This window comes from Shinella sp. 1A1, from assembly GCF_055379515.1.
The window spans coordinates 1,721,305-1,737,065 of the sequence record NZ_AP039671.1 but is presented as its reverse complement, the minus strand read 5'-3'; the positions used below and the strand labels follow the sequence as shown (position 1 = coordinate 1,737,065).

The 15,761-nt window shown below is 65.2% G+C and carries 20 protein-coding genes; 9 read left to right on the top strand and 11 right to left on the bottom strand.

Annotated elements, in window-relative coordinates:
- Positions 1–249 precede the first annotated feature (249 nt).
- The 3 genes from ACZ48C_RS08715 (at position 250) to ACZ48C_RS08705 (ending at position 2,453) form a co-directional block, all read left to right on the top strand.
- Positions 250–1,176: an ABC transporter ATP-binding protein gene (locus tag ACZ48C_RS08715; RefSeq protein ID WP_464780853.1), complete on the top strand. Its 927-nt coding sequence runs from the start codon at positions 250–252 to the stop codon at positions 1,174–1,176.
- A complete protein-coding gene (locus ACZ48C_RS08710; RefSeq protein ID WP_313192930.1) occupies positions 1,173–1,934 on the top strand; it encodes an ABC transporter permease in 762 nt (253 codons plus the stop codon). Before ACZ48C_RS08715 ends, ACZ48C_RS08710 begins: the two co-directional genes overlap by 4 nt.
- 141 nt (positions 1,935–2,075) lie before the next feature.
- Complete coding sequence (locus ACZ48C_RS08705) at positions 2,076–2,453, top strand: VOC family protein (RefSeq protein WP_454633436.1); 378 nt, start codon at positions 2,076–2,078, stop codon at positions 2,451–2,453.
- Positions 2,454–2,505: 52 nt separating this feature from the next.
- Here the strand turns inward: ACZ48C_RS08705 and ACZ48C_RS08700 are convergent, their stop codons facing one another.
- From ACZ48C_RS08700 to ACZ48C_RS08690, 3 genes are read right to left on the bottom strand one after another with little or no spacing between them, the layout of a single operon-like run.
- Positions 2,506–3,204, bottom strand: a complete 699-nt coding sequence (locus tag ACZ48C_RS08700) for a retropepsin-like aspartic protease family protein (RefSeq protein WP_119256157.1) — start codon at positions 3,202–3,204, stop codon at positions 2,506–2,508.
- Positions 3,201–3,395, bottom strand: a complete 195-nt coding sequence (locus ACZ48C_RS08695; RefSeq protein WP_464780852.1) for a DUF1289 domain-containing protein — start codon at positions 3,393–3,395, stop codon at positions 3,201–3,203. Before ACZ48C_RS08695 ends, ACZ48C_RS08700 begins: the two co-directional genes overlap by 4 nt.
- Positions 3,396–3,437: 42 nt before the next feature.
- A complete protein-coding gene (locus ACZ48C_RS08690; RefSeq protein ID WP_464780851.1) occupies positions 3,438–4,271 on the bottom strand; it encodes an adenosylcobinamide-GDP ribazoletransferase in 834 nt (277 codons plus the stop codon).
- A gap of 262 nt (positions 4,272–4,533) precedes the next feature.
- On the opposite strand from ACZ48C_RS08690, the gene cobT reads away from it, so the two are divergent.
- Together cobT and ACZ48C_RS08680 are read left to right on the top strand one after the other, a co-directional pair.
- Positions 4,534–5,550 (top strand): nicotinate-nucleotide--dimethylbenzimidazole phosphoribosyltransferase, encoded by a 1,017-nt coding sequence (gene cobT, locus ACZ48C_RS08685; RefSeq protein WP_464780850.1) that lies wholly within the window; start codon positions 4,534–4,536, stop codon positions 5,548–5,550.
- A 96-nt stretch (positions 5,551–5,646) separates the two neighbouring features.
- Positions 5,647–6,024, top strand: coding sequence for a diacylglycerol kinase (locus ACZ48C_RS08680; protein WP_119256161.1), 378 nt, complete (start codon positions 5,647–5,649; stop codon positions 6,022–6,024).
- A gap of 14 nt (positions 6,025–6,038) precedes the next feature.
- Here ACZ48C_RS08680 and ACZ48C_RS08675 read toward each other — a convergent pair whose 3' ends face one another.
- Complete coding sequence (locus ACZ48C_RS08675; protein WP_464780849.1) at positions 6,039–7,574, bottom strand: sensor histidine kinase; 1,536 nt, start codon at positions 7,572–7,574, stop codon at positions 6,039–6,041.
- 167 nt (positions 7,575–7,741) lie between these two features.
- Here ACZ48C_RS08675 and ACZ48C_RS08670 point away from each other — a divergent pair, with 167 nt between their 5' ends.
- The 3 genes from ACZ48C_RS08670 (at position 7,742) to ACZ48C_RS08660 (ending at position 9,504) form a co-directional block, all read left to right on the top strand.
- The gene (locus ACZ48C_RS08670; protein WP_162911330.1) at positions 7,742–8,311 is read left to right on the top strand and encodes a thermonuclease family protein; all 570 of its coding nucleotides are present in this window, start codon (positions 7,742–7,744) and stop codon (positions 8,309–8,311) included.
- A complete protein-coding gene (locus ACZ48C_RS08665) occupies positions 8,311–8,949 on the top strand; it encodes a uracil-DNA glycosylase family protein (RefSeq protein ID WP_464780848.1) in 639 nt (212 codons plus the stop codon). The genes ACZ48C_RS08670 and ACZ48C_RS08665 overlap by 1 nt, the downstream gene beginning before the upstream one ends.
- A 66-nt stretch (positions 8,950–9,015) precedes the next feature.
- Positions 9,016–9,504, top strand: coding sequence for an Lrp/AsnC family transcriptional regulator (locus tag ACZ48C_RS08660; protein ID WP_119256165.1), 489 nt, complete (start codon positions 9,016–9,018; stop codon positions 9,502–9,504).
- A gap of 7 nt (positions 9,505–9,511) precedes the next feature.
- Here the strand turns inward: ACZ48C_RS08660 and ACZ48C_RS08655 are convergent, their stop codons facing one another.
- The 3 genes from ACZ48C_RS08655 to ACZ48C_RS08645 form a co-directional block, all read right to left on the bottom strand.
- Positions 9,512–9,880, bottom strand: coding sequence for a hypothetical protein (locus tag ACZ48C_RS08655; protein WP_464780847.1), 369 nt, complete (start codon positions 9,878–9,880; stop codon positions 9,512–9,514).
- Position 9,881: 1 nt separating this feature from the next.
- A complete protein-coding gene (locus tag ACZ48C_RS08650; protein ID WP_464780846.1) occupies positions 9,882–10,754 on the bottom strand; it encodes an NAD(P)-dependent oxidoreductase in 873 nt (290 codons plus the stop codon).
- Between the two features lie 143 nt (positions 10,755–10,897).
- On the bottom strand, positions 10,898–11,713 hold the full coding sequence (locus tag ACZ48C_RS08645) for a methyltransferase (protein WP_464780845.1): 816 nt from the start codon (positions 11,711–11,713) through the stop codon (positions 10,898–10,900).
- Positions 11,714–11,840: 127 nt separating this feature from the next.
- On the opposite strand from ACZ48C_RS08645, the gene ACZ48C_RS08640 reads away from it, so the two are divergent.
- Positions 11,841–12,569: a DUF2270 domain-containing protein gene (locus tag ACZ48C_RS08640; protein ID WP_424548699.1), complete on the top strand. Its 729-nt coding sequence runs from the start codon at positions 11,841–11,843 to the stop codon at positions 12,567–12,569.
- 12 nt (positions 12,570–12,581) lie between these two features.
- Here the strand turns inward: ACZ48C_RS08640 and ACZ48C_RS08635 are convergent, their stop codons facing one another.
- The 4 genes from ACZ48C_RS08635 to ACZ48C_RS08620 form a co-directional block, all read right to left on the bottom strand.
- Positions 12,582–12,848, bottom strand: a complete 267-nt coding sequence (locus ACZ48C_RS08635; protein ID WP_119256170.1) for an usg protein — start codon at positions 12,846–12,848, stop codon at positions 12,582–12,584.
- Between the two features lie 144 nt (positions 12,849–12,992).
- Positions 12,993–13,823, bottom strand: coding sequence for an ABC transporter permease (locus ACZ48C_RS08630; protein WP_318912163.1), 831 nt, complete (start codon positions 13,821–13,823; stop codon positions 12,993–12,995).
- On the bottom strand, positions 13,820–14,623 hold the full coding sequence (locus ACZ48C_RS08625) for an ABC transporter permease (protein WP_464782749.1): 804 nt from the start codon (positions 14,621–14,623) through the stop codon (positions 13,820–13,822). The genes ACZ48C_RS08630 and ACZ48C_RS08625 overlap by 4 nt, the downstream gene beginning before the upstream one ends.
- Before the next feature lie 204 nt (positions 14,624–14,827).
- Positions 14,828–15,610, bottom strand: coding sequence for an ABC transporter substrate-binding protein (locus ACZ48C_RS08620; protein WP_464782748.1), 783 nt, complete (start codon positions 15,608–15,610; stop codon positions 14,828–14,830).
- Positions 15,611–15,761: the final 151 nt, after the last annotated feature.

Sequence of the window (15,761 nt, the reverse complement as noted above, 5' to 3'; positions counted from 1 at the left end):
GTATGGGAGCAAGGCCGCTGCGCAGGCAGGGGAGCGATGGGGTGAGCGGGGGTGCAAACCGTTCCCTTCGGCCTCGATGAGAGCTTCCCTGAAATCGGTCACGGTTTGATGACAGGCGCTGTCCCGTCGCATGAAGATTTTGCGAGAGCCGGGCGGGGCGAATTTTTTCCGCGGCACGGGTGAAAATTGAGGAGGAACACGCCATATAGGGTGTCCTTCCGCATGAATTTCCTCTTTCCGGACCCTCCCATGGCGCCCATCGTTTCCATTCGCAACCTTACCAAGAGCTATGCTTCGGGGTTCCAGGCGCTGAAGGGCGTCGATCTCGACATCGAGGAGGGCGAGATTCTCGCGCTGCTCGGGCCGAACGGCGCCGGCAAGACCACGATGATCTCGATCATCTGCGGCATCGTCACGCCGAGCGGCGGCAGCGTGACCGTCGCGGGCCACGACATCCTGCGCGACTATCGCGAGACACGCTCCATTATCGGCCTCGTGCCGCAGGAGCTGACGCTCGACGCCTTCGAGACGGTGTGGAACACGGTGGCCTTCTCGCGCGGCCTGCACGGGCGCAAGCCGGATCCGGCGCTGATCGAGCGTATCCTCAAGGACCTTTCGCTTTTCGACAAGAAGGACACGATGCTGCGCCACCTTTCCGGCGGCATGCGGCGGCGCGTGCTGATCGCCAAGGCGCTCTCCTACGAGCCGAAGGTGCTGTTCCTCGACGAGCCGACGGCGGGGGTGGACGTGTCTCTGCGCAAGGACATGTGGCAGCTCGTCGAGCGCCTGCGCGCCGCCGGCGTCACGATCATCCTGACGACGCACTATATCGAGGAGGCCGAGGAGATCGCGGACCGCATCGGCGTCATCAACCACGGGCAGATCCTGCTGGTGGAGGACAAGAAGGCGCTGATGGCCAAGCTCGGGCGCAAGCAGATGACCGTCGAACTCGCCGAGCCGATCGCCGCAATTCCCGAGGCGCTGTCGGCCTACGGGCTGACGCTTTCGGGCGAGGGCGCGCGCCTCGTCTACGAATTCGATTCCACCGGCGAGCGCACCGGCATCTCCTCGCTGATCACCGCCCTCTCGCAATGCGGCCTGCGGGTGAAGGACATTTCCACCGAGCAGAGCTCGCTGGAGGACATTTTCGTGGAACTGGTGGGAGCCGGCGCATGAACTTCGAAGCCATCAGGTCCATCTACGCATTCGAGATGGCGCGCACGCGCCGCACGCTGCTGCAGAGCGTCGTGTCGCCGGTCATCACCACCTCGCTCTATTTCATCGTCTTCGGAGCGGCCATCGGCTCGCGCATGCAGGAGGTGGGGGGCGTTTCCTACGGCGCCTTCATCGCGCCCGGCCTCATCATGCTGACGCTGCTCAACCAGTGCATCGGCAACGGCTCCTTCGGCATCTATTTCCCGAAATTCACCGGCACGATCTACGAGATCCTGTCCTCGCCGATCTCGATGATCGAGATCGTCATCGGCTATGTCGGGGCGGCGGCGACCAAGGGGCTGATCGTCGGCACGATCATCCTCATAACAGCCTCGCTCTTCGTCGACATATCGATCAAGCATCCCTTCATGATGGTGCTGTTCTTCGTGCTGACGGCGGTGAGCTTCTCGCTGTTCGGCTTCATGATCGGCATCTGGGCGAAGGACTTCGAGCAGCTCAACCTCTTCCCGATGCTGATCGTCCCGCCGCTCGTCTTCCTCGGCGGCAGCTTCTATTCCATCGAGATGCTCCCGCCCTTCTGGCAGACCGTCAGCCACTTCAATCCGGTGCTCTATCTCGTCTCCGGCTTCCGCTGGAGCTTCTACGAGATCGCCGACGTCAATCCCGTCGTCAGCCTCGTGATCGTGCTCGGCTTCCTCGTCGCATGCCTGTCGATCACGGCCTGGATCTTCAAGACCGGATACAAGCTGAAGAACTGAGAACGCCCCATTTCCTTGCGGCCCCGGCCGCGTTAGTCTCGACATCGTGGGCACCGTCCTGCTGACCCAAACATCAACGGGCACACCTTCCGCCGGCACCGTCCGGCACGGTGTCGCGTCGTTGCAAACGGAGGTTCTGCGATGAACGACATCGCCGATCACGGTGTCCGGTTCGGACGGATTGCGGCCATGCTGCCGGTCAGGGACATGGGCAAGGCCCATGACTTCTACACGCGCGTTCTCGGTTTCACGAAAGTCTTCGAGAACGGAAATCCCGTCGGCTTCATGATCCTGAAGCGCGATGCGGGGGAGCTGCACCTCACCCTGCAGCCCTCGCACGAGGCGGCGAATTTCAACGTCGCCCATCTGATGGTGGACGATGCCGATGCGCTGCATGCCCTGTGCCAGCGCCACGGCCTGAGGATCATCAAGCGCCTTCAGGACAAGGACTATGGCCTCAGGGCCTTCGTGTTCGAAGACCCGGACGGCAACCGCATCGATGTGGGGCAGCCGATCTGAGGCGAATGAACGGGGCGGCATGGTCCGCCCCGTTTTCGCCTGTCGCGAAATGTCAGTCCTTCAGCCGCAGCTCGTCGCGGGTGATTTCGATTGAGCCGAGGGTTTCCAGGAAGCTCATGCCGAGGAGGCTCTGGTCGAGCCGGCCCTGTTCGGTGACCATGCCGCGGATGGTGCCGCGCAGGATGGGGCCGATGGCGATCTGGCGCAGCGTCACGGGCGCGGCGAGCGCCCGGCCGTTGGCGGTGGACACGTCGATGGAGAAGACAAGGTTGTCCGGGTTGATGCCGAGGCGCATGGCGTCCTCGTAGGAGAGCACCACCGAGCTTGCGCCGGTATCGACCAGCATGCGCATGGGGATGCCGTCGATGCTCACATCCGCCTCGAAATGACCGGAGACGCCCTTGTGGATGACGAGGATCTGCTCGCCCTCGGCATTCGTCGTCACCACGGCGCGGCCGGGGATGAGGCCGGCGGTCAGCCGGTTGCCGACCTCCTGCAGGTCGAAGCGGTAGAGATAGCCCGTCGCCAGCGCCATGATGATCACCAGCCAGATCGCCGCCTGCCGCAGGCTTTCGCCCCATTGCCGGCGGCCGGCCAGAATGCCGGCGGCGAGCATCGCGCCGATGGCGGAGAGCGAGACGAGCCGGCCGAAATCGTCGTTGGCAAGGCCGAGCGTGCGCCCGCCGTCATGGTTGAGGATGAGAAGCGCAAGGCCGCCGGCGAGGATGGCGAGAAGGATATAGAGCCTCATGCGCTGCGCTCCGCCATCGGGACCTGCCGGGACATCGCGACGAGCCGGGCCGGCAATGTCGCCATCAGGCTTCGGCGCTCGTCGGAGGTATAGCGCGTCCAGGAGCCGATCTCCTCGCGCGTGCGCCCGCAGCCGAGGCAATAGCCGGTCTCCGTATCGATCGAACAGACGAGGATGCAGGGCGATTCCATCGCGGCTCCGGCTTCGTTGCGTTTCGGTTCTATATCGGCGGCTCAGAGCGCCAGGGCAAGGGCGAAGAGCACTGACATTTCCGCGAGCTGCTGGGTCGCGCCGATCGTGTCGCCGGTGTGTCCGCCGATCTTGCGGCCGGCGATACGGTTGAAGACCAGCACGGCGGCGACGGCGGCGGCGAGCGCGAGGAGCAGCGCGAAGACCGTGCCGTGCGGCAGGAGGAGAAGCGCGGCGATCGCGATGCCGCTTGCCAGCGCGAATGTTGTGGCGCTGCCGTCCGGCTCGCCGACGGAGGTCGCGACGCCGTCGCGGCGGGCTGGCGGCAGCAGCGACCAGTGCCAGACCATGGCGGTGCGGCTGGCGGCGGCGACCGCAAGCAGCGCCATGCCGAGGCCGGAGGGCGTGAGCACCGTCGCAAGCGCGGCGATGGCGGAAGCGCGCAGGCCGAAGGAGAGGATGAGCGCCACGGCGCCGTAGGAGCCGACGCGGCTGTCCTTCATGATCGCCAGCGCGCTGTCGCGATCCCGCCCGCCGCCGATGCCGTCGGCGCTGTCGGAGAGCCCGTCCTCATGCAGCGCACCGGTGACGAGCACCTGCAGTGCAAGGGCGGCGAAGGCCAGCAGCGCGGGCGGGGCATGGACGGCGGAAAGCACGGCGGCAAGGGCCGCCGCCGGCAGGGCGATCAGCACGCCGGCCAGCGGAAAGGCGCGCACGGCCCGCGACAGGCGGCCGTCATGCCCGGTGAAATGGCGCTGCGGCACCGGCACGCGCGAGAGGAAGGCGACCGAGCGTGCCGTGTCGTCGATGAAGTCGTGGATGGCCAAGGCGAGCGCTCCTTCCTGGGAGCGACGGCGAAGCCGGCGATTGCCCCTCATCGCCCTGCCGGGACCTTTTCCCCGCAGGCCGGGGAGAAGGAGGCGGAACGGCGCGCCCATCGCTCCTCGGCCCGCTTTCGGGAAGAGGATGGCGGCAGGCAGATGAGGGGCCTTTCGCGCGGCTGCGCCTTCGCATCCGGTTGCCCTGTGACGAAAGGGCGGCGCAGACCGCCGCAATTGCGGTTGTCGGATTCGCGCCCTCGCTCTATTAGGAGACACCAAACACCCGCCTTTGAAAGCCTGAAGCGAGGAATTCCCCAAGATGAGTGCCAGCGGCCTGCCGTTCGATGATTTTCGTGAATTGCTGCGTAACCTGCCCGGTCCGGATTCGGCGGCGCTGGTCGCGGCGCGAGAACGCGATTCGCAGCTCACGAAGCCGCCGGGCGCGCTCGGCCGGCTGGAGGAGATCGCCTTCTGGCTCGCCGCCTGGACCGGCCGTCCGCCGGCCGTCACGCGTCCGCTCGTCGCCATCTTCGCCGCCAATCACGGCGTCACCAAACAGGGCATCACGCCCTATCCGTCCACCGTTACGGCGCAGATGGTGGAGAATTTCGCGGCCGGCGGCGCGGCGATCAACCAGATCTGCGTGACGCACGATCTCGGCCTCAAGGTCTTCGACCTCGCGCTCGACTATCCGACCGCCGACATCACCGAGGAAGCCGCGCTTTCCGAGCGCGACTGCGCCGCCACCATGGCCTTCGGCATGGAAGCCGTCGCCGGCGGCACGGACCTCCTGTGCATCGGCGAGATGGGCATCGGCAACACGACGATCGCGGCGGCCATCAACCTCGCGCTCTACGGCGGCACGGCGGAGGAATGGGTCGGCCCCGGCGCGGGTTCGGAGGGCGAACTGCTCCAGCGCAAGATCGCGGTGGTGAAGAGGGCGGTGGAACTGCACCGCGCGCATCTTTCCGATCCGCTCGAAGTGCTGCGCCGCCTCGGCGGGCGCGAGATCGCGGCGATGGCCGGCGCGATCCTCGCCGCCCGCATGCAGAAGATCCCCGTCATCATCGATGGCTATGTCGCGACGGCGGCGGGCGCGATCCTGCGCGCCGCCAATCCCTCGGCGCTCGACCATTGCCTGATCGGTCACGTCTCGGGCGAGCCGGGGCACATGAAGGCGATCGAGAAGCTCGGCAAGACGCCGCTGTTGGCGCTCGGCATGCGGCTTGGCGAGGGCACCGGCGCGGCGCTTGCCGCCGGCATCGTCAAGGCGGCCGCGGCCTGCCATTCCGGCATGGCGACCTTCGTTCAGGCGGGCGTCAGCAACCGTTCGTAGCGCATCGCCGGCAAAAAGCCCCAATGGCGTGAATTGAGAGCCGCGCATGCCCGTCCCAAGGGCATGCTGCAGGCACGGTGAGAGCGGGATATCGGAATGGGTCAGGCACCAATCGAGAAGAAGACGGGCATCAGCCACCTGTTCGCGGCGGCAAGCTATTCGGCGGCCGGCGCGCGCCGCCTGCTCGGCGAATCGGCCTTCCGGCACGAGCTGATCGCCTTCGGCGTCGCCATGGCGATCTTCGCCTTCGTCGGCGCGTCGTTCTTCCAGTATGTCGCGATGGCGATCCTCTTCCTGCTGATGGTCGCCTTCGAGGCGCTCAACACCGCCATCGAGGAGATCGTCGACCGGGTATCGCCGGAGATTTCCGAGATGGGCAAGCATTCGAAGGATCTCGGCTCCTTCGCCGTCTTCTGCCTCATCATCGCCAATGCCGGCTATGCCGGGTATGTGGTGGTGTCCCAGTTCATCTGAACCTGGCCGACGCCTCAGGCGAAGCTCTTCCTGCGGGGGGTGACGGGCTGGGTCTCGCTGACGGCGGGCAGGCTCTGGAGGACGCGCTTGGCGGGCAGGATGGCGATGGCCTCGGTGCCCTCGCGCAGCTTAGATTTCAGGATGAATTCGCCGTTGTGCTTGGCGAGGATCGCCTGGACGATGGGCAGGCCGAGGCCGGTGCCCTGTTCGGCGCTCTTGATGGCGATGGAGCCCTGGCCGAAGGCGGAGAGGACCACGGGGATCTCGTCTTCCGGGATGCCGGGGCCGTTGTCCCTGATGGAGACATACTGGCCGCCGCCGGCCGTCCAGCCGGCCTTGACGACGACTTCGCCGCCCTGCGGCGTGAACTTCACGGCGTTTGACAGGAGGTTCAGGATGACCTGGCGCAGCGCCTTCTCGTCCGCCCAGACCGCCGGCATGCCGCTCTCGACCTGCTCGGAGATGGTGATGTTCTTGGCGCGGGCGCGCAGCTGCACCATGCCGATGCAATCCTCGGCGATATCGACGAGCGCCACCGAATCCTCCGCGAGATCGTACTTGCCCGCCTCGATGCGCGAGAGGTCGAGGATCTCGTTGATGAGGTTGAGCAGGTGCTGGCCGGAGCGGTGGATGTCGGACGTGTATTCCTTGTAGACCGGGTTGTTGAGCGGCCCGAGCACTTCCGTCGACATGACCTCGGAGAAGCCGAGGATGGCGTTGAGCGGGGTGCGCAGCTCGTGCGACATGGAGGCGAGGAAGCGGGATTTCGCAAGGTTCGCCTCCTCGGCGCGGCGGCGCGCCTCGTCGGACATGGATTTGGCGACCTCCAGCTCGGCGATCAGGTCGTCCTTCTCCGATTGCGAGGAGAGGAGCTGCGCGCTGGTGTGGCGCAGGCGGTGCGTCATGAAGACGAGGAAGGCGAGGGCGGCGGCGACGATGGCCGTCATGCCGACGGTCGAGGGATCGGGGCGCAGCAGCGAGGAGGCCGACAGCGCGATGATCGTGGGCATGAAGGCGCACAGGATCGCATGGCGCAGCATGAGCGTGCTCATGGCGGTGACGGCGAGCGCCACCAGCAGCGAGGAGCCCTTGTAGAAATCGAAGGCGACGCCGGAGCAGCGTCCGCAGGTCTGGAGCGCGAAGGTCGCCCAGGCAAGGCCCATGAGGACCTGCGCGAGAAGGAAGCGGCGCTGCCAGCGGCGCACGTTCTCGCCGGTGATGTCGTGCCGGCGTGCGCGGCGCGCGACGAGCATGCCGATGGCGTGGACGCTGAGCGCCAGCACGGCCCAGGCGAGAAGGCCGATCTCCTGCGTGAGATAGATGCCGCCGGCCGCGATCAGCACCACGACGACCGGGATGGCAAGCGCGCCCTGCACGGTCGCGCTGATGTGGAGCTGCATCATCTCGCGGTCGAAGCCTGGCGAATTGCCCGTTGCCGTCTGCAACCGCTCGCGAGTCGCGCGGACAGCCCGCGAGACAGCCTTGTTACGATGGCTGCGCGACTTGTCGACGATGATCTTGTCGGTCGAGGTACTGACGCCGGTACTCATCACGGTTGCAACTGTTGCGGACAGCATTGAATTCTAGGGTGGAATCCTTAAGAAGATGCTGCCGCGCATAAACCATTTGCGAACCATTTCGGCATTTTCCGTGACATGCGTTCGGCCATGTTCCGGCATAGGACCGATGTCGGGAATCAAGGATAGGAATACGGTCCATGGGACTTTCCAGGCGGGGACGCGATGTCGGCGTGGCGGTTGCGTTTCTGGCGCTGACGGCGCTGATCGTCTTGCGGGTCGGCGGCGAGAGCGGCGGGACGATCACCGGCACGGCGCGGGCGGCGGACGGCGACACGCTGACGCTGGAGGGCCACCGCATCCGCCTCCTCGGTTTCGATGCGCCGGAGCTCATGCAGATGTGCAAAAGGGACGGCGCGGAATGGCGCTGTGGCGTCGCCGCGCGCTCGCGCATGGCGGAGATGCTGCGCGCCGGGCCGATCACCTGCCGCACGCAGGCCACGGACAAGTACGAGCGATGGCTGGCGCGCTGCACCGGCGCCGATGGCGCCGATCTCGGCGAGCGCATGGTGCGGGAGGGGCTTGCCGTCGCCTATGGTGGTTATGAGGGCGAGGAGCGGCTCGCCAAGGCTGAGCGCAAGGGGCTCTGGGGCTCGCAGTTCGACGTTCCGCAGGAATGGCGGCGGATGAATGGCCGGCCGCAGGAGGGACGGCATATGGCGGAGCCCGGCCTGTTCGGCGATATTCTGGAAGCATTGGGACTGAACTGATGGACGCGGACGGACGGGAACGCGATCTGGTGGCGCTTGCCGCCGCCATTGCGGCCTGCCGGCTCTGTCGCGACGCGCCCGCGAAGGCCGGCAATCCGCTGCCGCACGAGCCGCGGCCGGTCGCGGTGCTTTCCGAAAGCGCCCGCATCCTGATCGCCGGGCAGGCGCCGGGGCTGCGGGTGCACGAAAGCGGCCTGCCGTTCAACGACGCATCGGGCGACCGGCTGCGCGCCTGGATGGACGTCACCCGCGAGGATTTCTACGATCCGCGGAAATTCGCCATCGTGCCGATGGGCTTCTGCTTTCCGGGCTACGATGCCCATGGCAGCGACCTGCCGCCGCGGCGGGAATGCGCGCCGCTGTGGCGCTCGCGTGCGATGGCGGCCATGCCGCAGGTCGAGCTGGTGCTGGCGATCGGCCAGTATGCGCAGTCCTGGCATCTCGGCGCGGCGAAGGCCGCCAGCATGACGGAGACGGTGCGCGACTGGCGCCGGCATCGCCACCGCAACACGGGCCCGGCGGTGCTGCCGCTGCCGCATCCGAGCTGGCGCAACACGGCATGGCTCAAGCGCAATCCCTGGTTCGAGGAAGAGGTGCTGCCCGAGCTGCGAAAGCGTGTGAAAACGCTGGCTGGGTGAAATGTAATTCTTCCCATCCGGCCTGATTTGGGTGTATGAGGGAATTAATTTTCATAGGGGGACACAATGGACCGTCTGGACCGCAAGATCCTGCGCCTGCTACAGGAAGATTCCACGCTCGCGGTGGCGGACCTCGCCAAGAAGGTGGGGCTTTCCACCACGCCCTGCTGGCGGCGCATCCAGAAGATGGAAGAGGACGGCGTGATCCGCAAGCGCGTCGCGCTGCTCGATCCCGTCAAGATCAACACCAAGGTCACCGTCTTCGTCTCGATCCGCACCAATTCGCATTCGACGGAATGGCTGAAGCGCTTCTCCGAGGTGATCGTCGAGTTTCCGGAAGTCGTCGAGTTCTATCGCATGAGCGGCGAGGTGGATTACCTCCTGCGCGTCGTCGTGCCCGACATCGCGGCCTATGACGCCTTCTACAAGCGCATGATCGCTCGCATCGAGATCCGCGATGTCTCCTCCGCCTTCGCGATGGAGCAGATCAAATACACGACCGAGCTTCCGCTCGACTACATGGCCGTGGACAACCAGAAGAGCGGCGAGGAATAGGCATCGCTCACAGGTCGTCCGGCGGCCTGAAGGTGACGAGAAGCGTCTTCCACGTCGCATAGGGCGCAAGCTCGGCCAATCCCTTGAAGGGCGCGCAGCGGACGACGGCGCGCACCGCGCTCGCGGCAAAAGCCTTCGTCGCCGGATCGCCGGCGACGGGGCCGTCGATCGTCGGCGATCCGTCGAGTTCACCGGATTCGGTCAGCGAGACCTTCACGCGCACCGTAGCATCGACCGGCGTATCGGCCGGGAGCGACCAGCACCGGGCGATCTGCCGGTGCAGCGTCGTGGCCAGCGCCGCCGTCGCGTCCTCGGCCCTCGCCGGTGCGGAGAGGGCGAGGGCGGCCAAAGCGACGAGGGCTGCGCGGCGCAGCACCCTATTTCCTTTCGAGCCGCGCCAGCAGGGAGGACGTGTCCCAGCGGTTGCCGCCCATGTCCTGCACGTCGCCGTAGAACTGGTCGACGAGGGCCGTGACGGGCAGCTTGGCGCCGTTGCGGCGGGCTTCGGACAGCACGATGTCGAGATCCTTGCGCATCCAGTCGATGGCGAAGCCGAAATCGTATTTGCCGGCATTCATCGTCTTGTGGCGGTTCTCCATCTGCCAGGAGCCGGCGGCGCCCTTGGAGATCACCTCCACGACCTTCTCGATGTCGAGGCCGGCCTTCTTGCCGAAATGGATGCCCTCGGCCAGACTCTGCACGAGGCCGGCGATGCAGATCTGGTTGATCATCTTGGTGAGCTGGCCGGCGCCGGCCGGGCCCATCAGGCCGACCATGCGGGCATAGGCGTCGATGACGGGCCGGGCCTTTTCGAAGGTCGCCTCGTCGCCGCCGCACATGACGGTGAGCACGCCGTTCTCCGCGCCGGCCTGGCCGCCGGAGACGGGGGCGTCGATGAAGCCGCAGTCCTTTTCCTTCGCGGCGGCGTCGAGCTCACGGGCGACTTCGGCGGAGGCAGTGGTGTTGTCGATGAGGATCGCGCCCGGCTTCATGCCTTCGAGGACGCCGTCCTTGCTGATCGTCACCGAGCGCAGGTCGTCGTCGTTGCCGACGCAGGTGAAGACGAAATCGGCGTCCTTCGCCGCTTCCGCCGGCGTGCGAAACGCCTTGCCGCCGAACTCGGCCGCCCATTTCTCCGCCTTGGCGAAAGTGCGGTTGTAGACCGCCACCTCATGGCCTCCCTTGACCTTCAGATGGCCTGCCATGGGATAGCCCATGACGCCGAGACCGATGAATGCAACCTTTGCCATGTCGTAACCTCCTGCAATTGCTGGCAGGTGGTGTAGCGGATGATCGATTTCGGCGAAAGTGTTTCTCGCAAAAGGTGATGGTGCGGGCGTGGATGGATCCTCGGGCTCTACCCGAGGATCCATCATCCGCGAAAACCTTGCGGTCAGCCGCGATATTTCGCCAGCACCAGATGGCCGGCAATGGGCTCGCCTTCCTCCATGCGCACGGTGATGTCCGTGATCTCGACGAGGTCGAAGCCGGTTTCGTCGAGGCGCTGGCGGACATAGCCGGCGGAATGGGCGAAGCGCTGGTGCGGGCCGACCATGAAGGGACGGCCGGCGAAGGTGTCGTCGGGCAACGTCTCGGAGGAGAAGATGAAATGGCCGCCCGGCACGAGATTCTCGGCGGCGCCGAAGAACAGTGGCTCCAGCGCGCCGAGATAGGGCAGCACGTCGGTCGCGGTGATGAGATCGAAGGGCTCGTCCTCGTTGTCATCGAGGAAATCAACGGCCTCGGCGACGTAGAGCGTCTCGTAGAGGTCCTTGTCGTGGGCGACCTCGACCATGTTCTCCGAGAGGTCGACGCCGGTTATGTCCTCGGCCATGTCGCGCAGCGCCCCGCCGGTGAGGCCCGTGCCGCAGCCGAGATCCAGGACGCGCTTGAACGGTCCGAGCCCTAGCGCCTGGAAGCGCTGGCGCACGAGGAGCGGCACGCAATAGCCGAGTTGGTCGACGAGGACGTTGTCGAAGACCTCGGCATGCTGGTCGAAGAGCGTGGTGACATAGGCGTCGGGCGCCTTTTCGGGCGTATCGCCGCGGCCCATCGAGGCAAGGCGCACGGCCGCTCCGCCATGGTCTTCCGGGTCGAGCGCCAGCACCTCGGCATAGGCCTTCGCGGCGGCGTCGAAATCGCCGGACTTCTCCAGCGAAAGGGCGCGGTTATAGGCTTCCGCGAGCGCGTCTTCGTCGATCTTTTTCATGCGGCGTCTCTTACGGTCCGGTGCGGGCTTTGGCAATGAAGGATGCGCGGGCAAATAAGCATTTATCAATCAACGAAAGAGGCGCATGATCGCTCCCAAGACCAAAAAGACCATTGGGAGGAATGACATGCCCGCCGATATGCCCCTCACGTCGCTCTCCACCGATGCCAAGCGTTCCGCCAGTCCGGGCCTGCCGTCGACGCCGATGGAGACGATCAACACCATGGTGCACTACTACCGTGGCGAGCTCGGCCGTATGGCCGGCTGGCGCGACCGCATCGACCGGACCTCGAACTGGGCGATCACGGTGGTCGCGGCGCTGCTTTCGGTGTCGCTGTCGACGCCCAACGCGCATCACGGCGTGCTGCTCTTCGCCATGCTGCTGGTGACGCTGCTGCTCCTCATCGAGGCGCGGCGCTACCGCTTCTTCGACGTCTACCGGGCGCGGGTGCGTCAGCTCGAGCGGTTCTATTTCGCTGAAATCCTCAATCCGCGCGACCAGCTCGCTCTCGATTGGGCGGCGCCCATCGCTAAAAGCCTGCGCAAGCCGGAATTCCTGATCAGCTACCGGGATGCCGCCTGTCGGCGGCTGCGGCGCAACTATTGCTGGATGTATCTCATCCTGCTGCTTGCCTGGGGGCTGAAGATCTCGTCCTCGGCTTTGCAGCGGCCGGCGACGGCGGGTCGGGACATGTCGCTCGCCGTCGAGCATGTGGTGGGCAATGCGGCGCTCGGGCCGGTGCCCGGCAGCGTGGTGATCGCGCTGGTGCTGATCTTCTACGTCGCCATCGCCTATTTCTCGCTCAAGGTGGACATGTCCGACAGCGAGCTGGCGCACGGCTCGGTGCATGTCTGAGCGGAGCCGGCGTCAGTTGATGACGAATTCTCCCTTCAGCGCGCGCCATTCCGTCGCCGAGATCAGGCGGCGGTGGACGTAGCTGACGGAGTGGATGGGGCCGTCCAGCTTCTCCTGCCAGAATTTCAGGAAGCTCTTCATCTCCGGGAAATCCGGGGCGAGATCGTAGTGCTGCCAGATGTAGGTTTGCAGGAACTGCCGGTGGTCCGGCATGCGGTAGAGAATCTGGGCCGTGGTCATGCCGTAGCCCCTGAGTTGCAGTGCCATGTCGTCGGTCATAACGGACCTCATTGCTTGCGAATGATGGTCCTTATGAGTGTGCGCCGGCATGATTAACCGGACCTTAAAATCTGCACCGTAACGGGAATAATTCCGTAAAAACAGGACCTTGGCAGCACTCTTCTTCGAGTGCTGCCAAGATGTTCAACGCTTGAGATGGCGCGTCAGGCGGGCTTCCAGCCAGGCCCAGACATTGCGCAGCAACTCCACGATGATGAGGTAGAGCAGCGCTGCCCAGAGATAGGCCTGGTAGTCGAAGGTGCGCGAGAAGGCGCGGCGGGTCTCGCCCATCAGGTCGAAGACCGTGACGATGGCGACGATGGCCGAGCCCTTGATCATCAGGATGATCTCGTTGCCGTAGGGGCGCAGCGCCACGATGAGCGCCTGCGGCAGGATGACCTTGAAGAAGGCGACCTTCTTCGGCAGGCCGAGGGCGGCGGCGCCCTCGTGCTGGCCGCGCGCGACGCTCTCGATCGCCCCGCGCAGGATCTCGGCCTGGTAGGCGGCGGTGTTGAGCGTGAAGGTCAGCAGCGCGCAGTTCCACGCATCGCGGAAGAACCACCAGAGCCCCCAGGCCTTCAGCTCGGCCGAGAAGCTGCCGAGGCCGTAATAAACGAGGAAGAGCTGCGTCAGCAGCGGCGTGCCGCGGAAAAAGTAGACATAGCCATAGGCCAGCCAGGACAGGGCCTTGTTCTTCGACATGCGCGCGAAGGCGATGGGCAGCGAGAGCAGGCCGCCGAGCACGATGGAAAGGCTGACGAGCAGCAGCGTCACGCCGAGGCCGGAAATGTAGTTCGGGCCGTATTTGGTGAATTTCTCCGGATCCCAGCCCTCGACCATCATCATGAAGATGCCGACGGTGAGCGCCAGCCAGACGCCGAGGAAGACGTTGCCGAAGAAGCGGCCGGCGGTGAAGGGCTTGGGCGGCGCCGGGGGCGGGGCCTGCGGCGGCAGGAGGGTGGTGACGTGGCTCATCGCGCGGCCTCCGAACGCTTGGCCCAGCTCTCGATCCACGAGAAGATCAGCGAGGAGAGGAAGGCGAGGATGAGGAAGAGCAGGCAGGCGATGGCGTAGAACTCGAAGGCCTGCTTGGTCACGCGTGCGGCGACGCTCGTCTGGCGCAGGATATCGGGAAGGCCGACGACCGAGACGAGGGCGGTATCCTTGAGCAGCGCCATCCAGAGATTGCCGAGGCCGGGCAGGGCGACGCGAATGAGCTGCGGCAGGACGATGAGTTGCATGGTGCGTCCGTGATGCAGGCCGAGCGCATAGCCCGCCTCGTACTGGCCGCGCGGAATGGCCTTGAAGGCCGAGAGCAGCACTTCCGAGCAATAGGCGGAGAAGACGACGCCGAGCGCCACCATGCCGGCGGCGAAGGCGTTGATCTCGACCGTGCCCTGATAACCGATGGCGGTCATGAGGTTCTGCACGAGGATCTGCAGGCCGTAATAGACGATGAACAGCGTCAGCAGTTCCGGCAGGCCGCGGAAGAGCGTGGTGTAGATGTCTGCCGCGAGGCGCAGCGACTTTTCTTCCGACTGCTTGGCAAGCGCGATGAAGAAGCCCATGGCGAGACCGACGGGCAGGGTGGCGACGGCAAGCGCTCCGGTAACCAGGAAGCCGAAGGCGATCTCGTCGCCCCAGCCGGCATCGCCGCATGCCAGCAGCGTGTTACCCGCGAACAGTTTGAAGATGCCGACCGGCCCGCAGAGAGGATCTATGATCCCGAAAAACGCGTATACCGCCTCGACAATGGCGGTGAATAACCCGCTCATGCCAAAATCCCCCGATGCGCTTTGCGCTTGTCTTTAAGGCGTTTTCCACGCCCCGTCTTTTGTTCGTAGCGACGCCGTTTCGGTCGCGAAACCCCGTCTATCCTCGACTTCTCAAACAAATACGGCAGGAGAGCAAGCCCTCCCGCCGCTGCATTCTCGTGATGGGGTCAGAAAAAACCCGCATGAAGAGAAAGATGTTGCCTATCACTCACCGTAGACGTCGAACGGGAAGTACTTGGCGTTGATTTCCTGGTACTTGCCGTTGGCGCGGATCGCGGCGATCGCCGCCGTGAACTTGTCGGCGAGCGGATCGCCCTTGCGCACGGCCGCGCCCACGCCGTTGCCGTTGATGACGGGATCGACCGGCAGGGTGCCGAGCAGCTTGCAGCAGGCGCCGTCTTCGGTCTTCAGCCATTCGGAGAGAATCACGACGTCGTCGATGGCCGCATCGATACGGCCGTTGGCGATGTCGAGCTTGTATTCGTCAGCCGTCGGGTAGAGCTTGAGCTCGGCATCCTTCATATGCGCTTCGGCATAGTTGGCGTGGGTCGTGGAACCCTGTGCGCCGAGCGTCTTGCCGGCAAGCGATTCGGCCGAGGCGTCCTTGATGTCGGAATCCTTCGGCACGACGATGGCCGGCGGCGTGTTGTAGTACTTCTTGGAGAAGTCGACCTTCTCCTTGCGCTCGTCGGTGATCGACATGGAGGCGAAGATCGCGTCGAACTTCTTTGCGATCAGCGCGGGGATCATGCCGTCCCAGTCCTGCGTGACGAAGGTGCAGTCCGCCTTCATCTCCTCGCAGAGGGCCTTGGCGATGTCGACGTCGAAGCCGGTCAGCGTGCCGTCGGATTCGAGATTGTTGAAGGGCGGGTAGGCGCCTTCCGTGGCGATCACGATCTTCCCGCCCTCCGCCATCGCGGAAGACGAGGCGAACAGCGCGATGACGGCGGCGGAGGCTGCCAGCGTGAAACGTTTGGAAATACGCATTTTAATCCTCTCAGTTGAAGGCGCTCGGGTTCTTCTTTTTGTCCGGGCCTTAAGTCCAGCGGGCAGGGCTGCCCGCTTGGGCCGGATAATCGACCCGTTTTCGCCAAAAAATCAACTGGTTTTCCGCCGTCATTCCGCCCCGTTTCCCCGA

Bases quoted from the DNA above. Each gene is read 5' to 3' on its own strand.
- ACZ48C_RS08715 (WP_464780853.1), top strand. From the start codon at position 250: ATGGCGCCCATCGTTTCCATTCGCAACCTTACCAAGAGCTATGCTTCG.
- ACZ48C_RS08710 (WP_313192930.1), top strand. From the start codon at position 1,173: ATGAACTTCGAAGCCATCAGGTCCATCTACGCATTCGAGATGGCGCGC.
- ACZ48C_RS08705 (WP_454633436.1), top strand. From the start codon at position 2,076: ATGAACGACATCGCCGATCACGGTGTCCGGTTCGGACGGATTGCGGCC.
- ACZ48C_RS08700 (WP_119256157.1), bottom strand. From the start codon at position 3,204: ATGAGGCTCTATATCCTTCTCGCCATCCTCGCCGGCGGCCTTGCGCTT.
- ACZ48C_RS08695 (WP_464780852.1), bottom strand. From the start codon at position 3,395: ATGGAATCGCCCTGCATCCTCGTCTGTTCGATCGATACGGAGACCGGC.
- ACZ48C_RS08690 (WP_464780851.1), bottom strand. From the start codon at position 4,271: ATGAGGGGCAATCGCCGGCTTCGCCGTCGCTCCCAGGAAGGAGCGCTC.
- cobT (WP_464780850.1), top strand. From the start codon at position 4,534: ATGAGTGCCAGCGGCCTGCCGTTCGATGATTTTCGTGAATTGCTGCGT.
- ACZ48C_RS08680 (WP_119256161.1), top strand. From the start codon at position 5,647: ATGGGTCAGGCACCAATCGAGAAGAAGACGGGCATCAGCCACCTGTTC.
- ACZ48C_RS08675 (WP_464780849.1), bottom strand. From the start codon at position 7,574: ATGAGTACCGGCGTCAGTACCTCGACCGACAAGATCATCGTCGACAAG.
- ACZ48C_RS08670 (WP_162911330.1), top strand. From the start codon at position 7,742: ATGGGACTTTCCAGGCGGGGACGCGATGTCGGCGTGGCGGTTGCGTTT.
- ACZ48C_RS08665 (WP_464780848.1), top strand. From the start codon at position 8,311: ATGGACGCGGACGGACGGGAACGCGATCTGGTGGCGCTTGCCGCCGCC.
- ACZ48C_RS08660 (WP_119256165.1), top strand. From the start codon at position 9,016: ATGGACCGTCTGGACCGCAAGATCCTGCGCCTGCTACAGGAAGATTCC.
- ACZ48C_RS08650 (WP_464780846.1), bottom strand. From the start codon at position 10,754: ATGGCAAAGGTTGCATTCATCGGTCTCGGCGTCATGGGCTATCCCATG.
- ACZ48C_RS08645 (WP_464780845.1), bottom strand. From the start codon at position 11,713: ATGAAAAAGATCGACGAAGACGCGCTCGCGGAAGCCTATAACCGCGCC.
- ACZ48C_RS08640 (WP_424548699.1), top strand. From the start codon at position 11,841: ATGCCCGCCGATATGCCCCTCACGTCGCTCTCCACCGATGCCAAGCGT.
- ACZ48C_RS08635 (WP_119256170.1), bottom strand. From the start codon at position 12,848: ATGACCGACGACATGGCACTGCAACTCAGGGGCTACGGCATGACCACG.
- ACZ48C_RS08630 (WP_318912163.1), bottom strand. From the start codon at position 13,823: ATGAGCCACGTCACCACCCTCCTGCCGCCGCAGGCCCCGCCCCCGGCG.
- ACZ48C_RS08625 (WP_464782749.1), bottom strand. From the start codon at position 14,623: ATGAGCGGGTTATTCACCGCCATTGTCGAGGCGGTATACGCGTTTTTC.
- ACZ48C_RS08620 (WP_464782748.1), bottom strand. From the start codon at position 15,610: ATGCGTATTTCCAAACGTTTCACGCTGGCAGCCTCCGCCGCCGTCATC.